A 20,622-nucleotide genomic window follows, 5' to 3' on the forward strand; every position below is an offset into this window, starting at 1 on the left:
GGCACCAGTACACTACGGCACCACTAACATGACGGAAAAATGTCCAACCCCGAAAGGTCAGACGTACTATTCAAAAACCGAACCTGCCAAAGAGGCAGATTCGAATAATCGAACCTGGACGTACAATCCTCTTACGAGGATCGCACGCATGCTGTTGCGTTTTCAAAGACCGACGCGCCCTTAGGACCAGGTGTTCAAACTCTGGAGGCGCACGCTTGACCGGTGTCAAGCGCGGGCTAGGCACCTTAGCACAGTCGCTTCTGCTTGTGGAGCTCTCGTTGAGTGCTCCGGCTTGGCGCTGCGCCGCGGTGACCAGCGGCTCGATGAATATACATACGGGCCCTGAACGATGTCGGCCGGGTCAGCCCCAAAACCCGGCCAGAACCGGGCCCCAGGCGCAGGCGACGGCGTACAAGCCCAGCTTTCAAGCCACTTTCGGGCCCGAAATTTCTTTCACGATCTTTTTCCCATCCGGCCCCGCCGGCCCGGTAGTGCCCAAATCGGCCCGTTTCGGGGCCACCGGACCTTTGGTCGGTCGCGACGGGAGTTCTCGAGGACGCGGATCGCTGACTTCGCGCGGTCGACCGGCTTGGGCGCGGCGCGATGCGGCGAACGACACGGAGCCCGGTTCGCTGGCTTCCCGCTCAGGCGCGGTCGCCGCGTCCTCCCCGCCCGGGCGCTGCGCGCCGCCTGACACCGGGGGAGCCGAGGCCTCGGCTCCCCCGGTCCCGCAGGTCCTCCGGTCTCCCGGTCCCCCGGTCCCCCCGGTCCCCCTACGCCAACCAGCACCCGACACCCAGCTGACGGTGGGCCCCGGCCCCTCGGTCCTTCCGGAGGTCTCGGCTTGAGCGCTCAGCGCCGGGCGCGACGGAGACGAACGGAGACCGACGCTCCGCTCAGGCGGACGTCGCGTCGCACCTGGCGTGGCCTCGAACCGTGACGAGATGCCGCCGGACCGGACGCAGGTTGGGCGCGAGCCCGGGCCCGCGAGCTCGCGCCCGCGCCCGCGCGGCCGGGGCCGACCGGCCGAACCCGCGGCAGCACCCGGGCCTTCCTCCCCCAGGCGAAGACGAGCGACGTCTCAGACGGGGCGACGCCTCAGACCGGTGGGCTCGGTCCGCCGAGACGGTTTGTGGCTCCGTCCACGGAGACCGGTGGGGCGCGGCCGCCGAGACGGCTCCCTCCGGGGTCCGGCCGTCCAACGCCCCCCGTCTTCGCCCGACCGCGGAGGCGACGGAGATCGCGAGTTGGCCCGCGGCCGGCAGTAGGGTCGGGCGATGCCCGTCGATCCGCAGATTGCCTCCCTGCTCGAGCAGCTCAACGCGAACGGGGTCGGCCCCATGTCGAGTCGCCCGCTCAGCGAGGTCCGTGACCTCTTCGCCCAGATGCTCGGGGGCATCTCCTTCATGGAGGCGCCGACGACCGTCAGCGTCGAGGACGCCGAGATCCCGAGCGACGCTGGGCCGATCGCCGCCCGGATCTACCGCCCCGAGGATGAAGGCGCCCGCACGCCCCGGCCGACGGTCGTCTTCTTCCACGGGGGCGGCTTCGTGATCGGCGACGTCCCCAGCTACGACGGGCAGTGCCGCGCGATCGCCGCGGGCGTCGATGCCGTGGTCGTCAGCGTCGAGTACCGCCGCGCACCCGAGACGCCCTTCCCGGGGGCCGTCGAGGATGCGCTGACCGCCACCCGGTGGGCCGCGGCCCGGCTCGACGAGCTCGGAGGCCGGCCTGACCGACTCGCGGTCGCCGGAGACAGTGCCGGGGGCAACCTCAGCGCGGTCATCGCCCAGCAGTTGCGCGGGTCCGACGTGACGATCGCCGCCCAGATGCTGCTCTACCCCGTCACGGACTTCGAATCCGAGCGTCCCTCGCACCAGGAGAACGCCGACGGCTACTTCCTGACCCTCGACGACATGTACTGGTTCCGCGACCAGTACGTCCCCGAGGAGGCGGACCGGCAGGACCCGCGCGTGGCCCCCGCGGCGACGGGTGACCTCAGTGGCCTGCCGCCCGCGGTGGTCGCCACCGCCGGCTACGACCCGCTGCGCGACGACGGGGACGCCTACGCCGAAGCGCTCGCCGCGGCGGGGGTGACCGTCCGCCACCTGCAGAACCCGACGTTGATCCACGGCTTCCTGGCGATGGCGCCGCTCAGCCCTGCGGCCCAAGAGGCGCGGGACGCCGCGCTCGCCGGCTTCCGCGAGCTGCTCGCCTGACGCGAACCCCATGCGTCGGTGGCGGAGGACGCCGCCACCGACCTGGCCGGTCGAGGTCGAGTGCGTTCTGCGACCTCAACCTCAGCCCACCGCCCGGCACCAGTCCGCCCGCCGCAGGGCAGGCTCGCCCCGAGCCGCGCTAGGCCTGGGGCTCGCCCCGAGCCGCGTCAGGCCTGGAGCCCGGCGCGGATCGCGTCGGCCGGGGACGTCGTCGGGCGTCCGATCAGGCGGCGGAGGTCGCCGCTGTCGGTATCGAGCTCGCCACGGGCGATTCCCGCGTCGGAGTCGGAGAGGATCTTGGCGCCGACCTCCGGCACGCCCGCGTCGAGCAGCGCCTTCGCGTACTCCGCCTGCGGAAGGTCCTGGTAGCGGACCGGCTTCCCCGCAACGGCGCTGATCGTCGCCGCGAGCTCGGTCAGGGTGAAGCGCTCGTCGCCGCCCAGCTCGTAGACCTGGTTCTCGTGCCCGCTACCCGTGAGGACCGCGGCGGCCGCCTCGGCGTAGTCGCGGCGGGTCGCGGCCGCCACCCGGCCGCCGTCGCCGGCGGCACCGAGCAGGACGCCGCGCTCGACCGTCCCGGCTAGCTGTGCCGGCGCGGTGTAGTTCTCGAGGTACCAGCTGTTGCGCAGGAAGGTGAACGGCAGGCCCGAGTCGCGGAGCAGCTGCTCGGTGGCGAGGTGCTCCTCGGCCAGGAGGATGCCCGAGCTGTCGGCCTTGATCACGCTGGTGTAGGCGATCGAGCCGACGCCGGCGGCCTTCGCGGCCGCGATCGCGTTGCCGTGCTGGGTCGCCCGCTGCCCGACCTCGCTCGAGGAGATCAGGAGCAGGCGGTCCGTCCCCGCCAGCGCCGCGGCGAGCGTGTCGGGGCGGGTGTAGTCGGCCTCGCGGACCTGGACGCCCTTGGCGGCGAGGTCCGCAGCCTTGGCGGGGGTCCGGACGGCAGCCACGATCTGCTGCGGCTCGACGCCGCGCTCGATCAGGGCGTCGACGGCGAGCCGACCGAGCTGTCCGGTGGCGGCGGTGATGGTGATGGTCATGCGGGTCTCCTGCGTTCGGGATCGGGCCGGGGAGCCGACCGGTGATCCACATTACACTAACTTTTCGAAAGTGCAATCACTTCGATCGTGCGGTGGATCTCGCCGTACGGCTGCGCTAGACTTCCCGGCATGGCCCGACCGACCGAAACGCCCGACAGCCTCGAGGCCGACGTCTTCGCCCGGGCCTGCGCGTCCCGGCCGGTCCTGCAGAACGTCGCGGGCCGGTGGGGTGTCCTGGCCCTCGCCGCGCTCGACGACGGGCCGGTGCGGTTCAACGCGTTGCGCCGGCGGGTCGACGGGGTCAGCGAGAAGATGCTCGCCCAGACCCTCCAGCAGCTCGAGCGGGACGGCTTCGTCGTGCGCGAGGTCCAGGCCACGATCCCCCCGCGGGTCGAGTACAGCCTGACCCCGCTCGGAGCCTCGGTCGCCAAGCGGCTCGTCGACCTGATCTCCGTGCTCGAGGGCTCGATGGATCAGGTCCTCGCCGCCCAGAGCGCCTACGACGCGCGCTAGCGGCCTCCTCGCGGGGCTCGTGGGGCACCGGCGCCCGGCAACGACGACGGGCGGCCCGAAGGCCGCCCGCGTGTGCTGAATCGAATTCCGAGATATCTCGGGAAGCTGCCCGGAACGACCGTCGGCCATCCTGCGGGCGGGCCCGCCCTCCGGGAAGGAGAGCGGGAACAGGTGCTGAGCTGACGACACCGAGTCAGTCAGTACCGGCTTGCCGGTGCTGATCTGGCGAAGCGATCGTCAGATCAGTACCGGCTTGCCGCTGCTGACCTGGCGAAGCGATCGTCGTCCCTGGGTAGGAGCGCATCCGAGAGCTGTGCGCACGCACTGCCGAGGATGCAGCGACACCCCCAGGGGCGACGAGGGCGAGCCAGGTTAGTAGCGGTAGTGGTCGGGCTTGTACGGACCCTCGACCGGAACGCCGATGTAGTCGGCCTGGTCCTGGCTGAGCGTCGTCAGCTTGACGCCGAGGGCGTCGAGGTGGAGGCGCGCGACCTTCTCGTCGAGGTGCTTCGGCAGGACGTAGACCTGCTTCTGGTACTTGCCGTCCTGGTTGTTCGCGAACAGCTCGATCTGGGCGATCGTCTGGTTCGTGAACGAGTTCGACATCACGAACGAGGGGTGCCCCGTCGCGTTGCCCAGGTTCAGCAGGCGGCCCTCGGAGAGCACGATGATCGAGTGGCCGTCGGGGAAGACCCACTCGTGGACCTGCGGCTTGACCTCGACCTTCTCGATGCCCGGGATCGACGCCAGACCGGCGATGTCGATCTCGTTGTCGAAGTGACCGATGTTGCCGACGATCGCCTTGTTCTTCAGCGCGGCGAGGTGATCCTTGGTGAGGATGTCCTTGTTGCCGGTCGTCGTGATGACGATGTCGACCTCGCCGATGATGTCGTCGAGGACGCAGACCTGGTAGCCCTCCATCGACGCCTGGAGCGCGTTGATCGGGTCGATCTCGGTGATGATCACGCGAGCGCCCTGGCCACGCAGCGAGGCGGCCGAGCCCTTGCCGACATCGCCGTAGCCGCAGATCACGGCGGTCTTGCCGGCGATCATGACGTCGGTCGCGCGGAAGATGCCGTCGATCAGCGAGTGGCGGCAACCGTAGAGGTTGTCGAACTTCGACTTGGTGACCGAGTCGTTGACGTTGATCGCCGGGAAGAGCAGCTTGCCTTCCTTGGCGAGCTCGTACAGGCGGTGCACGCCCGTCGTCGTCTCCTCGGTCACGCCGAGGATGCCGGCGGAGAGCTTCGTGTAGCGGTCCGGATGCGCGGCGACCGACTTGGTCAGCAGCGTCAGGAAGACCTCGAACTCCTCCGAGCCACCGGTCGAGGGGTCCGGCACGGCGCCGGCCAGCTCGAAGTCACGGCCCTTGTGGAGCAGCATGGTGGCGTCGCCACCATCGTCGAGGATCATGTTCGGCTGAGCGTCGTCGGCCCAACCGGCGACGATCTGCTCGGTGCACCACCAGTACTCCTCCAGCGTCTCGCCCTTCCAGGCGAAGACCGGGACGCCCTGGGGGCTGTCCGGGGTGCCGTTCGGGCCGACGGCGACGGCCGCGGCGGCCTGGTCGTCGGTCGAGAAGATGTTGCAGGAGGCCCAGCGGACCTCGGCACCGAGCGCGGTCAGCGTCTCGATCAGGACCGCGGTCTGCGTGGTCATGTGGAGGGAGCCGATGATCCGGGCACCCTTCAGCGGCTGGCTGGCGGCGAACTCCGCGCGGGTGGACATGAGGCCGGGCATCTCGTGCTCGGCGAGCTCGATCTGCTTGCGACCGGCGGCGGCCAGCGAGAGATCGCGGACCTTGAAGTCGTTCTGCTGAAGGACGGTGCTCATCGGGTCTCCGTGAGGTTCGTGTCGGTGGTGTCGGCGCGACGTGCGGCCTCTGCCACCAGTCGCTCGTGTTTTTCCTGCTCCCACTCCAGCCAATCGTCGGCCGGAACGTGGGCGGGACGGGCGGGCTCGGCCTCGAGCCAACCTTCGACCGCCGAACGCAGCTCGTCGTCGAGCTGCATCCGTCGGGCAAAACCGACCTCACCGAGAGCCAGTCCTTGGCCGTCCAGCAGCTCGCGCAGCGTGCGCAGCCGCTGAAGCTCACCAGGGCCGTACAGGCGGTAGCCGCCTGTCGAACGCGCGGGCTCCACGAGCCCCATCCGTTCGATGTAGCGGAGCATCCGCGGGCTCCAGCCCGAGGTCTCCGCCGCCTCGTTGATCGTCAGTGCGTCCATGCGGGACGACGGAACCTTACCACGGTCGTGTCAAGGTTACGGCGGGCCGGCCACTCGAACCCGCCGAACCGACCAGCCGGACTACCCGCGTGCCAGCCGCGCCGTTCGGCACCGACGCTAGACCGCCTCCGCGGGAACGCCGGCCACCAGCTGCGCGCGGAAGAAGTCGAGGACCTGGTCGAGCGCCTCGCGGGTGGGGTGCCCGGGGACGTCCTGCAGATCCTCGGTCACAACCGAGTGGGCAACGAGCTTGTTGCCGTGCGGGTTGCCCCGCGAGGAGTCGATCTCGACCGCCGTGAAGGCGTCGCCGAGCTCGTGCCGGAGCCGGACGAAGCGCTCCCCCGGGGAGAGCTTGTCGCCCGAGAAGCGGAGCGCCATCAGGCACGAGCCGTCGGCAGCACGCTGCTTCACCCGGGCGAGGGTCGCGTCGTCGACGCCGAGGTCGCGGCGGCGGCTGGCCGTCAGGCCGACCGGCAGCGACGGCTGGCTCAGGACCGGGGCGAGGACCCAGTCGTCGGCCATCATCGCGAGGCCGAAGCCCCCGGTCAGGCACATCCCGATCACGCCGATCCCCGGACCGCCGCAGCGCTCGTGCTCGTGGCGGCCGAGCGCCCGCAGCCAATCGGTGATCGGCGACTGACGCCGCAGACCGAACAGGTTGAACTCCTTCGACACGCAGATATGGCCGAACGTCCGCGCGAGGTTGCGCGGGTCGCGGGCGCTGCCGCCGGGGCGGCCGAACATCTGCGGAAGGATCGCGGTGCAGCCGAGGTCGACCACCCGGTCGGCGAACGCGATCACGGCCGGGGTGATGCCGGGCACCTCGGCCATCACCACCACCGCGGGGCCCTCGCCCCGGCGGTAGACGTCGTGCGTCGTACCCTCGGCCGTGAACTGCTCCTTGACGTACCGCTCGAGCCCCATCGGTTCCCCCTCGTCGCTGACGAAGGCGATCCTACCCGCGGTACTGACTGCTGGCGAGCGATCGGGCGTCGCTCCGCGTGTTCCGCGGAGCGACGCCCAGGCCGTTCGCTAGCGGTACGGCACCACGATCGGGAGGCTGTAGATCCGGGGATCGCTGGTCGCCCGGATGCGATCGAGCGCGTTGCCCTCAAGCGCGGTCGGGCGCGGCAGGCTGACGCTGAAGCTGCCGTTCGCCCGCGTCCGGAACCGCTTCAGGACCGTGGTGCGGGTGCAGGAGGTGCGGCCCCGGAGGGTCAGCGCCACGTTGCCCGGCCGCTTGCTGGTCAGGCGACCGGTCACGACGACCTCGTCGGCCGAGACCTTCTGGCCGGTGATCTCGAGGCTGCGCCGCAGGCTGACCGCCGGCGAGCGCTGCGGACCGACGGTCGCGCTGATCCGGCCCTTGCCCGCCCCGGAGACCGTCAGCGAGAACTGCCCATCGCTGCCGACCGTCGTACGGCCGACCTGACGGCTGCCGCGGAAGACCGTGACCTCGGCGCCACGACGATCGGCGATGTCGGCGATCGCACCGGCCACCCGCAGGCGGCTGCCGCTCGGACGCAGCTGGGTGATGACCGCCGACGCGGCGGCGCAACGACGCGGGGCGGCGGGCGGCGCCGGAGCGTCGACCGGGGGCCGCGGGACGGCCACGGTGATCTGGACGGTCCCGACGATCCCGCTGTCGCCCGCGCTGTTGCGGATCCGCAGGTGGACGGTGCCGCTGACGCCGGCGGGCACGACCACGGTCAGCCGCCCGTCGCTCTCGACCGTGAAGTCGGTGGTCTCGACGTCGCCGAAGAGCACCGAGGTCGTGCGGAGGAAGCCGCTGCCGGTCAGCGTGATCCGCTCACCGGACTTCGGAGCACCGTCGGAGACGGCCGCCGGAGCGGCGGGCAGGATCGCCGGGGACGACGCGCCCGACGGCAGGAAGTCGACGCGGGTGCCGGACGCCGGGGGCGCGTCGCCCTCGACCGGGATCGTCCGCGGGGCCACGCGGGCGACGGCAGCCGCGACCGCCCGCAGCGGGCCGTCGTAGTCGCCCGCGATCGCGTACTGGGTGAAGTCGGCCGGCACCGGCGGAAGCTCCGGGGAGGTCCGTGCGACCGGAGCGGTCCGCTGCGGACCCGGGCCGCTGTCCGGCGCGAGCTGGACGCCGATCGTGCCGCGCGATTCGACGTCGACGTCGCCGTAGAGGGTGGTCAGCGCCTTCGAGTTCTCGTAGAGGACGACGGCGAAGTGATCGGTCGGCGCCCCCGGACTGATGAGGCCCGCCTCGTCGTGGTAGTCGTACGGACGCGAGCGCCACTCGACGAGGAAGCGGCGGTGGCCCGGTTGGCCGAAGGTCCGGGTGAAGATGCCCTGGCCGGCCTCGGCGTCCTCCTGGACCTGGTCGTCCTGGAACGCGAACAGCGTCGGCAGCAGGTAGCCGTCCTGCGGCAGCGAAGCGCCGGAGTTGCTGTCGTTGGCGTCGTCGAGGTCGCCGAACTGGACGTTGCCGTTGCTGGAGACCACCAGCGAGTCGTGTGCCTGCCCGAAGGCCGTGACCGGGAACGGCAGGTCGACCTCCTGGACGTCGTCGTCCTCCTGCAGGCCGATGTTGGCCTCGCCCGTCAGGTACGTCTCGCCGAAGGCGTCGACGGCGGTGTAGGTGGCCGGGTCCGAGGACGCCGGGGAGGGCGCTGCGGCGTTGGCCGCCGTGGGAAGCAGACCGAGCGAGAGCGTGGCGGCAAGCGCGACCAGACGGGTACGTGATGTCACGAAGTGGACCTCGAGTTGTGGTTTGGCACCGAAATAGCGGCGCTACGTTACAAGTCATAGGCTTTTGTTCACCCCGCGGCGAGGAACACGCGCGATGATGGACCGATGGACGACCCACTTCCTGATCCCGGCATCGAAACCGCCGAGCAGACCGTCTACCGGGCGACGATCGACGGCGAGGAGGTCGGCTCCGGCCGGCTGATCCTCCGTCCCGACGGGGATCGCACCCTGGTCCAGGAGATCACCGGCGAGGCGTTCGGGCGGCTGACGGGCGAGGTCCTGATCCGCTTCCGGCGCCGCAACGGCGAGCTGCTCGCCGAGTCGCAGACGGTCGAGATCCTCGATCGCGAACGCGAGGTCCTGCGCGAGCAGGCCGCGTTCCGCGACGTCCAGGTCCCCCAGATGGGCGGCGAGGTCGCCCCCTACCCCCGCGCGATGGTGCCCGCCCCCGCGCTGGCGCTCGCGTTCCGCACCCTGCCGCTGGCCGAGAAGGCGCGGTTCGTGCCGCGGGCATGGCTGACGGCGGTCGTCCACTGGCCGATCGACATCCGGGTCGAGAAGCGCGAGAAGGTCACGGTCCCCGCCGGGACCTTCGACGCCTGGCGGATCCGTCTGCGCCCGAGCCTCGTCGACGTCGCCCAGGCGCTCGACGAGCTCTCGGCGTCGCTGGTTCCGCCGGTGATCGCGCACGTCGCGGTCGAGCCCGCCGGGCGGCTGGTCCGGCTGGCCTTCCCGACCGGTCCCGGGCGGACCGATCCGGCCGGGCTGATCGAGGCGACCGAGCTGCGCTGAGGACCTAGCTGCCGGTCCAGGTCCGCCCGTAGGCGGTCTGCTCGCTGCTGAGCCGGTCGATCGAGATCCCCAGGCTGGCCAGCTTCAACCGCGCCATCTCCGCGTCCATCTCCTGCGGGACCCGGTGGACGCCGGGCGCGAAGCGGGTCGGATCGGTGACCAGTGCCTCGACCGCCAGCGCCTGGTTGGTGAACGAGAGGTCCATCACCGACGCCGGGTAGCCCTCGGCGGCGGCCAGGTTGACGACCCGGCCGCCGGCCAGCAGGTGCAGGCGGCGGCCGCCGACCACGTACCGCTCGACCAGCGGGCGAACCTCGACCGGCGGGCCGTCCGCCGCTGCGGCCAGATCCGCCAGCGAGATCTCGACGTCGAAGTGGCCGGCGTTGGCCAGGATCGTCCCGTCGCGCATCCGCTCGAAGTGCTCGCGGGTCAGCACGTCGCGGTTGCCGGTGACGGTCACGAAGATGTCGCCACGCTCGGCCGCGACCAGCGCGGGCGCGACGTCGAAGCCCTCGAGCTTCGCCTCCAGCGCCTTGACCGGATCGACCTCGCAGACGATCACCGCGGCGCCCATCCCGCGGGCACGGGCCGCGACCCCGCGGCCGCACGAGCCGTAGCCGACGACCACGATCGTGCGTCCGGCGAGCAGCACGTTGGTCGCGCGGAGGATCCCGTCGAGCGCCGACTGGCCGGTCCCGTGACGGTTCTCGACGACCCGGTGGGTGTCGGCCTCGTGGACGGCGAGGACCGGGACCGTCAGCTCGCCGCGCTCCGCCATCGCCCGCAGCCGCAGGGCGCCGGCGCTCGTCTCCTCGGTGCCGCCGATCAGGTCGGGAGCGGCCGCGAGCGGCGCGACCGGCGGCGGGGTCCCCTCGTGCAGCAGGCCGAGGAGGTCGCCGCCGTCGTCCATCGTCAGGTGCGGCCCGGGTCCGCCGCAGGCGACGACCGCCGCCTGGTGCGCCATGTAGGTCGCCCGGTCGACACGGCGGCGGGCGTGCACCGCGACCCCGTCGGCGACGACCAGCGCGGCGGCGACCTCGTCCTGCGTCGAGAGCGGGTTGGCCGCGGCGATCCAGACCTCGCCGCCGCCCGCCCGCAGCGTGCGGACGAGGTTGCCCGTCTCCGCGGTGACGTGGAGGCAGGCCGCGATCCGGAGCCCCTCGAGCGGCCGTTCCGCGGCGAACCGCGCCCGGACCTGGGCCAGCACCGGCATCTGGGCGTCGGCCCAGTCGATCCGGGCCTCGCCGGCGATCGCCAGGCTCAGGTCGGCGACGTCGTGCGGCGGGCGCCGACGACCGGTGCGCTTGGCGAGCGGAGGCATCCCGCACGATGCTAGTCGGGGCGTCCCCGACGGTGGGCCTGCGTCGCCGCGTCGTCGATCGTTCGGGTTCTCCGAAGAGTGGGTGACTGGTTCGTGCAGACGGGGGCGAACCAGGCCCGTCGTCGATCGTTCGGGTTCTCCGAAGAGTGGGTGACTGGTTCGTGCAGACGGGGGCGAACCAGGCCCGTCGTCGATCGTTCGGGTCCTCCGAAGAGTGGGTGACCGGTCCGCGTAGACGGCAGCGATCCGGCCGCGTCGTCGATCGTTCGGGTTCCCCGAAGAGTGGGCGATCGGTTCGCGGCGACGGCGGTCGCACGCAGGCCCGGGCCTATGTGCGACGCATCCGCAGGCTGGGAAGTCGGCGGCCGCGCTGCTACTGTCGTTGGCGGCCCTACGGGCCGTCCTATGCGCCACTCCTCCTGACCGCTGCCACGAACTCGCCGACCGCTACGTGTGGTCGCCGCAGCCGTCCCACCGTCGCCGATCCCGCCGACGGGGAGTGCCGAGCCGCCCCTGGGTGCGCTCCTTCCGGAACCGATCCGACCCGCTGGTGACCTGAGCTCGCTCCGGTTGCTCCCGCGGCGGGTCCCCCGGTGCTCCTCCGTCGGCTCGCCCCGAGGAGTACCGCATGCCTGCCACCTACATCGACGCCCACAACATCACCCGCCACCACGGCCCCCGGACCGTGCTCGACGACGTCGACCTGCGGGTCGGCGAGGGCAGCCGGATCGGCCTGATCGGCCCCAACGGCTCCGGCAAGTCGACGCTGCTGCGGATCCTGACCGGCGACGAGACGCCCGACGGCGGGTGCGTCCGGCGGCTCGGGACCGTCGGCTACCTGCCCCAGTTCGCGGGCCAGGACGATCCCCGCAGCGCCCGCGAGGTTGCGCTCGACCGGCTCGGGGTGGTGGCCGCGAGCCGTGAGCTCGATCACCACGCCGCCCGGCTCGAGGCCGGTGAGCTGGAGGCGATCGACGACCACGCCGAGGCGCTCGAGCGCTGGATCGTGCTGGGGGCCGACGACGCCGAGCCACGGCTGCGGGCCGCGGCGGACGAGGTCGGGCTCGACCCGGCGCTGCTCGACCGACCGCTGCGCTCGCTGTCCGGCGGCCAGGCCGCGCGGGTCGGGTTGGCCGTGCTGCGGACCAGCCGCTTCGACGCCGTGCTGCTCGACGAGCCGACCAACCACCTCGACGCCGACGGGCTGGCCGTCCTCCGCCGGTTCCTCGCCGAGCGGTGGGGCGGCTACGTGATCGTCTCGCACGATCGCGCGCTGCTGACCGACGTCGCCGAGGAGATCGTCGCCCTCGATCCGCGGACGGGCAAGGCCACCGCCGGCGGCGGGGGCTACGCCGTCTGGGAGCGCCAGCGGGAGGAGGAGCACCGCCGCCAGCAGGCCGATCACGAGCAGGCCGTGGCCACCCGCGCGCAGTTGCGCGACGCCGTCGAGGAGACCCGACGGCGGGCGGCCAACAGCTTCAAGAAGGCCAAGACGCACCGCCACGACGGCGACAAGCACAGCGCCGAGTGGGTCCGGATGCGGGCCGACGGGATGAAGCGGCGGGCGCGGATCGTCGCCGGGCGGGCCGAGCGTGCGGAGATCCCCGACAAGCCGCACGAGGAGGCGCCGCTGCGCCTGCACCTCACGCCGGCGGAGCGGCGGGCGGCCTCGGCGTTGACGCTCGAGGGCGCGGTCCTGCGGCGCGGCGACTGGTCGCTCGGGCCGCTCGACCTCGGCGTCGCCTACGGCGAGCGGGTCCTGCTGGCGGGCGCCAACGGCACCGGCAAGTCGACGCTGCTCGGGGCGCTCGCCGGACGGGTGCCGCTCGCCGACGGCCGGAGGACCGCGGCCGCGGGCACGGTGATCGCCGAGCTCGGCCAGGCCCGCGACCGACTCGCCCGGGACGGTCGCCCGACGGCGATCGCGGTCGCCGCGCTGATCGCGGCCGGAGACGATCCGGACGTCGGTCGGGCCGGGGAGGCACGGTCTCCGGTCGGCGCCGGCACGACCGCCGACGGCCGCTGGACGCCCACGGAGACTCGCGGTGGCATCGTCGATCGGGGCTCGGCGTCGGTCGAGGTCGCCGAGCCGCCACTGCCGCCGACGCCCGATCTGGCCGCGACGGTCACCGACGCGCGGACCGCGCTGGCGACGTTCGGCCTCGGGGCCGAGGTCGTCGAACGACCGGCGGCGACGCTCTCCCCCGGGGAGCAGACCCGCGCCGAGCTGGCGGTGCTCGCCGGTCGCCGGACGACCTGCCTGCTGCTCGACGAGCCGACCAACCACCTCGACGTCGCGTCGCTCGAGGCGCTCGAGGCGGCGCTCGCCGGCTGGCCCGGGGCCCTGGTCGTCGCCAGCCACGACCAGCGGTTCCGCGAGGCGCTCGAGGTGACGCGGACGCTGACGTTGTAGATACTCGCGGGATGGACCTCGGCATTCAGGGCAGAGTGGCGATCGTCGGCGGTGCCTCCGCCGGGATCGGGCGCGCGATCGCGGAGGCGCTCGTCGCCGAGGGCGCTCGGGTCGTGCTCAGCTCGCGCGATCCGGAGCGGACCCGGATCGCGGCGGCCGAGGTCGGGGCCGTCGCGGGGATCGCCTGGGACACCGGCGACGTCGCCGGAGCCGACACGCTGATCGACCGGGTCGAGGCCGAGGTCGGCCCGGTCGACATCGCGATCGTCAACACCGGCGGCCCGCCGACCAACCCCGATCCGCTCGCCTTCGACGACGCCCAGTGGGAGGAGGCCCACCGCCACCTCGTGCGGGCGCCGATGGCGCTCCTGCGCCGGATCCTCCCGGGGATGCGCGAGCGCGGCTGGGGCCGGATCGTCAACGTCGTCTCGACCTCCGTCCGCGAGCCGATCCCGACCCTGATGCTGTCCAACGCCGAACGCTCGGCGGCGCTGGCCGCGTTCAAGACGCTGGCGACCGAGGTCGCCGGCGACGGCGTCACGCTCAACAGCCTGCTGACCGGCCGGATCGCGACCCGGCGGATGGAGTCCGTCCACGGCACGATGGCCGCGGCCGAGATCGCCGCCCGCCAGGTCGTCCCCGCCCGGCGGCTGGGCCGTCCGGAGGAGATGGCGGCCGCGGCGCTGTTCTTCTGCTCCGAGCCGGCCGCCTACATCACCGGTACCACGCTGCCGGTCGACGGCGGGATGCTGCGCGGGATCTGAGCCTAGATCCCGCGGGCGTTGCGGACGTTGGTCCGCGCCATCTCGATCATCTTGCCGACCCCGCCCGCGAGCACGGTCTTGCTGGCGGCCATCGCGAACCCGCGGATCTGCTCGCCGGTGACGTGCGGCGGCATCGACAGCGCCGCCGGATCGGTCACGACGTCGACGAGCACCGGCCCGTCGGCCTGGAGCGCCTGACGGAGCCCGTCGCGCAGGTGCTCGGGCCTCTCGATCCGGATCGCCTCGATCCCGACCCCGCGGGCGATCGTGGCGTAGTCGATCGGGTCGTGGTCGGTGCCGTAGTCGGGCAGGCCCTCGGTCAGCATCTCGAGCTTGACCATCCCGAGCGAGCTGTTGTTGAAGACGACGATCTTGACCGGCAGCGCGTGGCGGCGGACGGTCAGCAGCTCGCCCAGCAGCATCGCCAGGCCACCGTCGCCGGACAGCGACACGACCTGCCGGCCCGGCTGCGCGAACTGGGCCCCGATCGCGTGCGGCAGCGCGTTGGCCATCGAGCCGTGGAGGAACGACCCGATCACCCGTCGCCGGCCGTTCGGCGTCAGGTAGCGGGCCGCCCAGACGCTGTTCATGCCGGTGTCGACCGTGAAGATCGCGTCGTCGGCGGCAACGTCGTCGAGCGTGTCGGCGACGTACTCCGGGTGGATCGGGGTGCGCTGCTTGCGGTCCCCGGTGTAGGCCGAGATCACCTTCTCCAGCGTCTTCTCGTGCCGATCGAGCATCGCGTCGAGGAAGCTGCGGTCGGGCTTCTCGGCCAGCAGCGGACGGAGCGCGCTGAGCGTCTCGCCAACGTCGCCGTGGACCGGCAGCTCGACCGGGGTCCGGCGGCCGATCCGTGCCGCGTCGTGGTCGATCTGCGCCGTGTGGCGACCGGGCAGGAACGAGTCGTAGGGGAAGTCGGTCCCCAGCAGGATCACCAGATCGGCCTGCGCCATCGCCTCGTAACAGGCCCCGTAGCCGAGCAGGCCGCTCATTCCGACGTCGTACGGGTTGTCGTACTGGAGCCACTCCTTGCCGCGCAGGGTGTGGCCGATCGGGGCCTTGACCGTCGCCGCCAGGTCGAGCAGCTCCTCGCGAGCGTGGCGGGCGCCCGCCCCGGCGAACACCATCACCGACGCGGCCGCGTTGATCGCCCCCGCCAGCGCCTGGACCGGACCCGGCGGCGGGGTCGCGACGGCCTGCTCGGTCACGAAGTTGCTGACGCCGAGCGGGTGGGCCGGCGGCAGGTCGGCGACGTCGCCGGGGAGCACGAGGACCGAGACCCCGTTGCTGCTGATCGCGTGCTGGATCGCGATTCGCTGGAGCCGCGGCATCTGCTCGGCGCGGGAGATCGTCTCGCAGAAGCTGCTGCAGTCGACGAAGACCCGCTCGGGGTGGGTCTCCTGGAAGAAGCTGGTGCCGATCTGGGCCGACGGGATGTGGGACGCGAGCGCGAGCACCGGCGCCCCGGAACGGTGGGCGTCGTAGAGCCCCTGGATCAGGTGGGTGTTGCCCGGCCCGCAGCTGCCGGCGCAGACCGCGAGCTTGCCGGTGACCTGGGCCGCCGCGGCAGCCGCGAAGGCGGCGGACTCCTCGTTGTGGACGTGGATCCAGTCGATCCCGTCGGTCCGCCGGATCGCGTCGACGATCGGATTGAGGCTGTCGCCGACCACCCCGTAGACGCGATCGACACCCGCCTGGCGCAAGACCTGGACGAACTGCTCGGCAACGTTCACGGGACCTCCTGGGGCAGATCGACGGGGCTGCTGCCACCCTCGAATACCCGTACGCGCCTGCTGCGAAAACCGGGGCCGGGTGGCGTCCGACGCCCCCGTCACCACCCGGCCGACCGCGTACGCTGCGCCCGGCCGACCGCGTACGCTGCGCGGATGCGTGTCCGTCCCTGGCCAGCCCTCGCCCTGATGGCCGTGCTGCTCGCCGGCTGCGGGTCCTCGTCGGCGGGGGCCGGCCCCGGCGCGGCCGCCGCGACCACCACGGCGATGCCTCCGTCGGTCTACGAGCACGAACCAGCGGCCGGGGCCACCGGCGGCTCGGCCGCCGACCCGGCCGGGTCCGGTACGACGACCGCGCCCGCCACCAGCACCTCCACGGGCACCGCCGCCGCGAGCACCGGGACCGTCGCGGCCCCGCCGCCGACCGGCACCCAGGACGTCGCCGAGCCCGCGGCGGCACCCCTCCGTCCGCGGGCGGTCGCGGTCGACGCCGCCCGCACCGACCAGCGCGTGATCGCGCTCAGCTTCGACGCCGACATGACCCCGGCGATGCTCCGGCAGCTGCGGTCCGGGAAGGTCGCCAGCTGGTATGACGCCGAGCTGCTCGCCACGCTCCGCCGGACCGAGACGCCGGCGACGCTCTTCGTCAGCGGGCTCTGGGCCGAGACCTACCCGCAGGTGACGCGGAGGCTGGCCGCCGACCCGCGGTTGGAGATCGGCAGCCACACCTGGGATCACCTGGCGTGGACCAGCACCTGTTACGGGCTGCCGTCGGTCACGACGACCGCCGAGAAGCAGGCCGAGATCGACCGCACCACCGCCGCCCTGCGCCGGGCGACCGGGCGCCCGCCCGTGCTCTTCCGCTTCCCCGGCCTCTGCCACGAGCCGTCCGACCTGCGCCTGGTCGCCGCCGCCGGTCAGCAGGTCGTCGACGGCACCGCCTCCGGCGATGCGCTCCAGGACGACCCGGCGGTGATCGTCCGGACGGTGCTCGGCGCGCTCTCCCCCGGCCGGATCTTCGTGATGCACATGATGGGCGGCCCGAACGCTCCGGCCACGGCCGCCGCGGTCCGCCTGCTGATCCCGCAGATCCGTGAGCGCGGGTACCGGATGGTCACCGTCGGCGAGCTGCTGCGGCACCCGACGCGGAACGCTCCGGCGGCCCAGGGCGGCGGGGCCTAGGCGCGTGCCGCCCGCGGGCGGCACGGGAGCCAGGGGCTAGGGTCGGGCGCAGCTGGCCGGCGGCGCTCTCGCCGGGTCCGAACCAGGAGCAGTGCGGCATGGAAGGCTCGTCCAGGCAGATCGGTCCCGCGGAGGGACGCCCGCCCACGGTCCCGGAGACCACCGACGCCAGCGAGCGCGAACGGATTCGCGTGCTCCGACGGTTCGAGCTGCTGCTGCTCACCACGCTCACGTCGTTCGTGGTCCAGGGGATGGTGCCGCCGAGCGACCCGCAGCAGGTGGTGGTGACAGCCCTGGCCGGCCTCAGCCTGCTGCTGGCGGTGCGGGCGGCCGAGTTCCCCCGCTGGGCGATCCGGACGGTGGTGGTCCTCGCCGTGGTGGCGCTGGGGCTGAGCGTCCTCCACATCGTGGCGAACGCGATCGGCGACGGCGCGACCGAGCTGATGAACGCCGCCCTGATCCTGATCGCCCCGCCGTCGATCGCGATCGGCGTGATCCGCGAGATCCGGGCCAACGGCCAGGTGCAGGTGCCCGCCGTGATGGGCGTGCTCGCGCTGTACCTGCTGCTCGGCATGCTGTTCGGGTTCGTCTACGGCGCGATCGACCGGCTCGGCGGGGCCCCGTTCTTCGCCGGGGGCGAGGAGGTGACGGGCTCGGAGGCGCTCTACTTCAGCTTCACGACGTTGACGACCGTCGGCTACGGCGACCTCACGGCCCGGAGCGACGTCGGCCACACGCTCGCGGCGTTCGAGGCGCTGCTGGGGCAGATCTACCTCGTGACGGTCGTCGCGGCGATCGTCGGGAACCTGCGGCGTCCGCGGGCGGAGTCGTAGACGGGCCCGGAACGACGAAGGCCCCGGTCGAGCCGAGGCCTACTGCGATACCCCCAGAGAGAATCGAACTCTCGCTACCAGCGTGAAAGGCTGGCGTGCTAACCGCTACACCATGGGGGCAGGACGGCCCAGTGTAGAACGCCGGGCCGGTCGTCTGCCCGGTCGTCGCCGTCGCCCGCCCCGATCGTCGCGATCGCGGCCTGGTCGTGCGGACCCAGGGGGCCGGCTACTGCGCCTCGTCCTCGCTCTCCGGCTCGAGGTCCTCGGGGATCTCCTCGTCCGCCTCGCCGTACGAGTCCGCGGACGGGTCCGCCTCCGCCTCGTCGCGGCCGTCGCGGGTGATCGGGATCGTCGTGTGCTGGTCCCCGTGCGAGGCGTGCTCGATCAGCTCCCGCTCGGCCAGCTCGAACCCCTCGGACTCGCCCTCGCCGGCCTCCTCCAGCGGGGCGTTGGCCGCCCGTCGGCGCTCGAGCAACCGCTGCTCGCTGTCGCTGCCCTCGGGGATGTCGGACGTGCTCATGCTCCCCTTCTACCCGATCGGCGGGCGATCACCACGGGGACCGGCGGTTGCGTCGTCTGCCGCGTCGGAACGGCGGCTCCGTGAGCCGTTGCCGTCCCACCGGGTGCGGAACCGGGCGCCGGCCCCGCCACCACGAGGCGAGCCGGAACCCGAGCGTCGCCGCGCCGCGTGCGTGGTTAGGCTTGCGGGGCGAGGGCTGCTAGCTCAATCGGTAGAGCAAGGGCCTTTTAAGCCCGTGGTTCTGGGTTCGAGTCCCAGGCGGCCCATCGACCGCGTCCGTCCGTGCGGCGGACGCCCACAGCGCGGCCCCGTCCCGGACCTTCCGGCGGCGGGGCAGCTGGTGCGGGCGGGAGCCGACCGTGAGTGGCCGGCGGACGTCGATCCACGCCGTCGTGGAGGTGCAGCGCCGCCCGATTTCGTCGCGCTCACCGGGGCGGCGGGCGTGAGTGCACCGTTCTGGGTGCATACTCCGCCATTTCGGTGCTCTCACCGTCGGAGCGACGGCGAGAGCACCGTTCTGGAGAGGCCCTCGGCCAGGCTTCTCCACCCTGACTCTCGGCCTCGCGCGACGCCAGGACGCCGCCCCGAACGCACCCCACATCCACGGACCCGTGGGATCAACCATCTAGGCCCCGGCGAGGCGCCGCCGCTCGTCGGCGCCGTCCCACGGCGCCGAGGCGCGCTAGCCGTCCGACGCGTCGCCGGCCCGCGACCGTCGCCGGACCAGCACGACCGCGGAGACGATCGCCCAGCCGACGACGCCGCCGATCGCGCAGGCGAGCAGCGACCAGTTGCCGATGTAGGCGAGGACCAGGAAGAGCAACGGCGCGAACAGCAGGCCGTCGAAGAAGGCGTGCCGCTCCGACCAGGCCCGCAGCTGCTGGGGGCGGAACAGGGCCAGCACGAGGATCGTCCCGAAGAAGACGAGCGCGAAGAGACCGACGCCGAGTCCTCGACGGTTCGCGACCTCGTAGACCATCAGCGCGACCAGGGCGGCCGCCATCAGCTGCCAGCCGCGTGACGGCGGCGACGGTGCGGCCTTCTCGGGCGCGGGCTTCGGGCGGGACCTGCCGATGCGAGGCGATGCTACCCGGCGTCCCCTACCGACGGATGCCGCCGCGACCACGAGACCGCCCCGCGGGCGACCACCCGGTTCCTCCGGCATCCCCTGTCAGCGGACGCCGAAGCGTGACGGGCGGCCCACGAACGGAGCCTCCGCGGGCGTATCGTCAGGACGACATGAGCGAGCAGACGGACTTCACGAACCTGTACGCGATGTACGCGGGCTTCAAGGCCGCGCGCGGCCACCGGCGGGTGGGGAACGCCCTGCCGGACGGCGCGCCCGACGCCGGCCGCGCCGAGCTGGCGGCCGAGGCCGAGGCCGCGCTGACCAGCGGCGACGCGATCCTCCGCGCGAGCTACTCGACGGTCGGCTTCCGGGCCGAGGCCGACATGCTGCTGTGGCTGATCGGGCCCAGCGCCGACGCGCTCCAGGACGCGCTCGTCGCCTTCAACCAGACCCGGCTCGGGCAGTCCGTCGACCCGTGGTGGACGTCGATCGGCGTGCACCGCGAGGCCGAGTTCAACAAGGCCCATGTCCCGGCCTACCTCGAGGGGACGCCGGCCAGGAAGTACGTCTCCGTCTACCCGTTCGTGCGCTCGTACGACTGGTACCTGCTCGATCCCCAGGAGCGCTCGCAGATGCTCCGCGAGCACGGGATGATGGCCGCCGGCTACAAGGACGTCCGCGCCAACACGATCAGCGCCTTCTCGCTCAACGACTACGAGTGGCTGCTGGCCTTCGAGGCCGACGAGCTGACCCGGATCGTCGACCTGATGCGCGACCTGCGCGGCGCCGAGGCCCGCCGCCACACCCGCGAGGAGCTGCCGTTCCTGACCGGGATCCGCAAGCCGCTGGCCGAGGTCGTCGCCGACCTGCCGTAGGGCCGGGCCGATGTAGAGGGGCGCGGGGGCGCGGGTCGCGAAGGCGCGGGGCGCGCGGATGCGGCATCGCCGGGATGCGGGGTCGCGGGGTCGTCGGGATGGGGGTCGCGGGGTCGTCGGGTCGCGCGCCGCGGGGCCGCGGGGCCGCGGGGCCGCGGGCGGACGGCCGGAAGGCGCCCTGGGGTCATTTGCGTCGGCCACCATGCTCTGGAGTCATCTTGCGTCGCCTGGCGACGCGAAATGACCCCAGGCCTTCCCGGCCGAGGTGAAATGACCCCAGGCCTTCTGGGACGACGCGGAACGATGCCGGTCGCCGGTCTTCCGGCCCCTCCCTCACGGCTCGCCCCTCCCGGCGCTGCCCCTCCACCCCGCCCCGCTCTCTCCACCCCGCCCCGGCCCGCTCTCTCC

At 72.6% G+C, this 20,622-nt stretch carries 17 protein-coding genes and 2 tRNA genes; 9 read left to right on the plus strand and 10 right to left on the minus strand.

Annotation, left to right across the window (positions count from 1 at the left end; translation table 11 throughout):
* Positions 1–1,277 precede the first annotated feature (1,277 nt).
* The gene (locus tag ACVUH9_RS21985; protein WP_475760956.1) at positions 1,278–2,219 is read left to right on the plus strand and encodes an alpha/beta hydrolase; all 942 of its coding nucleotides are present in this window, start codon (positions 1,278–1,280) and stop codon (positions 2,217–2,219) included.
* Positions 2,220–2,386: 167 nt separating this feature from the next.
* Here the strand turns inward: ACVUH9_RS21985 and ACVUH9_RS21990 are convergent, their stop codons facing one another.
* Entirely contained in the window at positions 2,387–3,256 is an 870-nt protein-coding gene (locus ACVUH9_RS21990; protein WP_475760958.1) for an SDR family oxidoreductase, read from the minus strand.
* A gap of 129 nt (positions 3,257–3,385) precedes the next feature.
* Here ACVUH9_RS21990 and ACVUH9_RS21995 point away from each other — a divergent pair, with 129 nt between their 5' ends.
* Positions 3,386–3,769, plus strand: a complete 384-nt coding sequence (locus ACVUH9_RS21995; RefSeq protein WP_475760960.1) for a winged helix-turn-helix transcriptional regulator — start codon at positions 3,386–3,388, stop codon at positions 3,767–3,769.
* A 372-nt stretch (positions 3,770–4,141) separates the two neighbouring features.
* On the opposite strand, the gene ahcY is transcribed toward ACVUH9_RS21995, so the two are convergent.
* The 4 genes from ahcY to ACVUH9_RS22015 form a co-directional block, all read right to left on the minus strand.
* Positions 4,142–5,602, minus strand: a complete 1,461-nt coding sequence (gene ahcY, locus ACVUH9_RS22000; protein WP_475760962.1) for an adenosylhomocysteinase — start codon at positions 5,600–5,602, stop codon at positions 4,142–4,144.
* Positions 5,599–5,994 carry a MerR family transcriptional regulator gene (locus ACVUH9_RS22005; RefSeq protein ID WP_475760964.1) on the minus strand — a complete coding sequence of 132 codons (396 nt, stop codon included), beginning with the start codon at positions 5,992–5,994 and terminating at the stop codon, positions 5,599–5,601. Before ACVUH9_RS22005 ends, ahcY begins: the two co-directional genes overlap by 4 nt.
* Before the next feature lie 117 nt (positions 5,995–6,111).
* Complete coding sequence (locus ACVUH9_RS22010) at positions 6,112–6,918, minus strand: dienelactone hydrolase family protein (RefSeq protein WP_475760966.1); 807 nt, start codon at positions 6,916–6,918, stop codon at positions 6,112–6,114.
* Between the two features lie 108 nt (positions 6,919–7,026).
* Positions 7,027–8,715, minus strand: coding sequence for an IPT/TIG domain-containing protein (locus tag ACVUH9_RS22015; RefSeq protein ID WP_475760968.1), 1,689 nt, complete (start codon positions 8,713–8,715; stop codon positions 7,027–7,029).
* Between the two features lie 105 nt (positions 8,716–8,820).
* On the opposite strand from ACVUH9_RS22015, the gene ACVUH9_RS22020 reads away from it, so the two are divergent.
* Positions 8,821–9,507 (plus strand): hypothetical protein, encoded by a 687-nt coding sequence (locus ACVUH9_RS22020; protein WP_475760970.1) that lies wholly within the window; start codon positions 8,821–8,823, stop codon positions 9,505–9,507.
* A gap of 4 nt (positions 9,508–9,511) precedes the next feature.
* On the opposite strand, the gene ACVUH9_RS22025 is transcribed toward ACVUH9_RS22020, so the two are convergent.
* Positions 9,512–10,828: an adenosylhomocysteinase gene (locus tag ACVUH9_RS22025; RefSeq protein WP_475760972.1), complete on the minus strand. Its 1,317-nt coding sequence runs from the start codon at positions 10,826–10,828 to the stop codon at positions 9,512–9,514.
* 628 nt (positions 10,829–11,456) lie between these two features.
* Here ACVUH9_RS22025 and ACVUH9_RS22030 point away from each other — a divergent pair.
* Together ACVUH9_RS22030 and ACVUH9_RS22035 are read left to right on the plus strand one after the other, a co-directional pair.
* Positions 11,457–13,241 (plus strand): ABC-F family ATP-binding cassette domain-containing protein, encoded by a 1,785-nt coding sequence (locus ACVUH9_RS22030; protein ID WP_475760974.1) that lies wholly within the window; start codon positions 11,457–11,459, stop codon positions 13,239–13,241.
* A gap of 11 nt (positions 13,242–13,252) precedes the next feature.
* Positions 13,253–14,005: an SDR family oxidoreductase gene (locus ACVUH9_RS22035; RefSeq protein WP_475760976.1), complete on the plus strand. Its 753-nt coding sequence runs from the start codon at positions 13,253–13,255 to the stop codon at positions 14,003–14,005.
* A gap of 2 nt (positions 14,006–14,007) precedes the next feature.
* On the opposite strand, the gene ACVUH9_RS22040 is transcribed toward ACVUH9_RS22035, so the two are convergent.
* Positions 14,008–15,738: a pyruvate dehydrogenase gene (locus tag ACVUH9_RS22040; protein ID WP_475760978.1), complete on the minus strand. Its 1,731-nt coding sequence runs from the start codon at positions 15,736–15,738 to the stop codon at positions 14,008–14,010.
* A 153-nt stretch (positions 15,739–15,891) separates the two neighbouring features.
* On the opposite strand from ACVUH9_RS22040, the gene ACVUH9_RS22045 reads away from it, so the two are divergent.
* Together ACVUH9_RS22045 and ACVUH9_RS22050 are read left to right on the plus strand one after the other, a co-directional pair.
* Positions 15,892–16,917, plus strand: a complete 1,026-nt coding sequence (locus ACVUH9_RS22045; protein WP_475760979.1) for a polysaccharide deacetylase family protein — start codon at positions 15,892–15,894, stop codon at positions 16,915–16,917.
* A gap of 98 nt (positions 16,918–17,015) precedes the next feature.
* On the plus strand, positions 17,016–17,750 hold the full coding sequence (locus ACVUH9_RS22050) for a potassium channel family protein (protein ID WP_475760981.1): 735 nt from the start codon (positions 17,016–17,018) through the stop codon (positions 17,748–17,750).
* Between the two features lie 48 nt (positions 17,751–17,798).
* Here the strand turns inward: ACVUH9_RS22050 and ACVUH9_RS22055 are convergent.
* Together ACVUH9_RS22055 and ACVUH9_RS22060 are read right to left on the minus strand one after the other, a co-directional pair.
* A tRNA-Glu gene (locus ACVUH9_RS22055) sits at positions 17,799–17,870 on the minus strand.
* Between the two features lie 106 nt (positions 17,871–17,976).
* Complete coding sequence (locus tag ACVUH9_RS22060; protein ID WP_475760983.1) at positions 17,977–18,270, minus strand: hypothetical protein; 294 nt, start codon at positions 18,268–18,270, stop codon at positions 17,977–17,979.
* A 193-nt stretch (positions 18,271–18,463) separates the two neighbouring features.
* Between ACVUH9_RS22060 and ACVUH9_RS22065 the strand changes: the two genes are divergently transcribed.
* Positions 18,464–18,536 (plus strand) — tRNA-Lys (locus ACVUH9_RS22065).
* Positions 18,537–18,952: 416 nt separating this feature from the next.
* On the opposite strand, the gene ACVUH9_RS22070 is transcribed toward ACVUH9_RS22065, so the two are convergent.
* Positions 18,953–19,273, minus strand: a complete 321-nt coding sequence (locus ACVUH9_RS22070) for a hypothetical protein (RefSeq protein WP_475760985.1) — start codon at positions 19,271–19,273, stop codon at positions 18,953–18,955.
* A 236-nt stretch (positions 19,274–19,509) separates the two neighbouring features.
* Between ACVUH9_RS22070 and hemQ the strand changes: the two genes are divergently transcribed.
* Complete coding sequence (gene hemQ, locus ACVUH9_RS22075) at positions 19,510–20,214, plus strand: hydrogen peroxide-dependent heme synthase (protein WP_475760987.1); 705 nt, start codon at positions 19,510–19,512, stop codon at positions 20,212–20,214.
* Positions 20,215–20,622: the final 408 nt, after the last annotated feature.

The sequence above is a fragment of the Patulibacter ginsengiterrae genome, assembly GCF_056269115.1.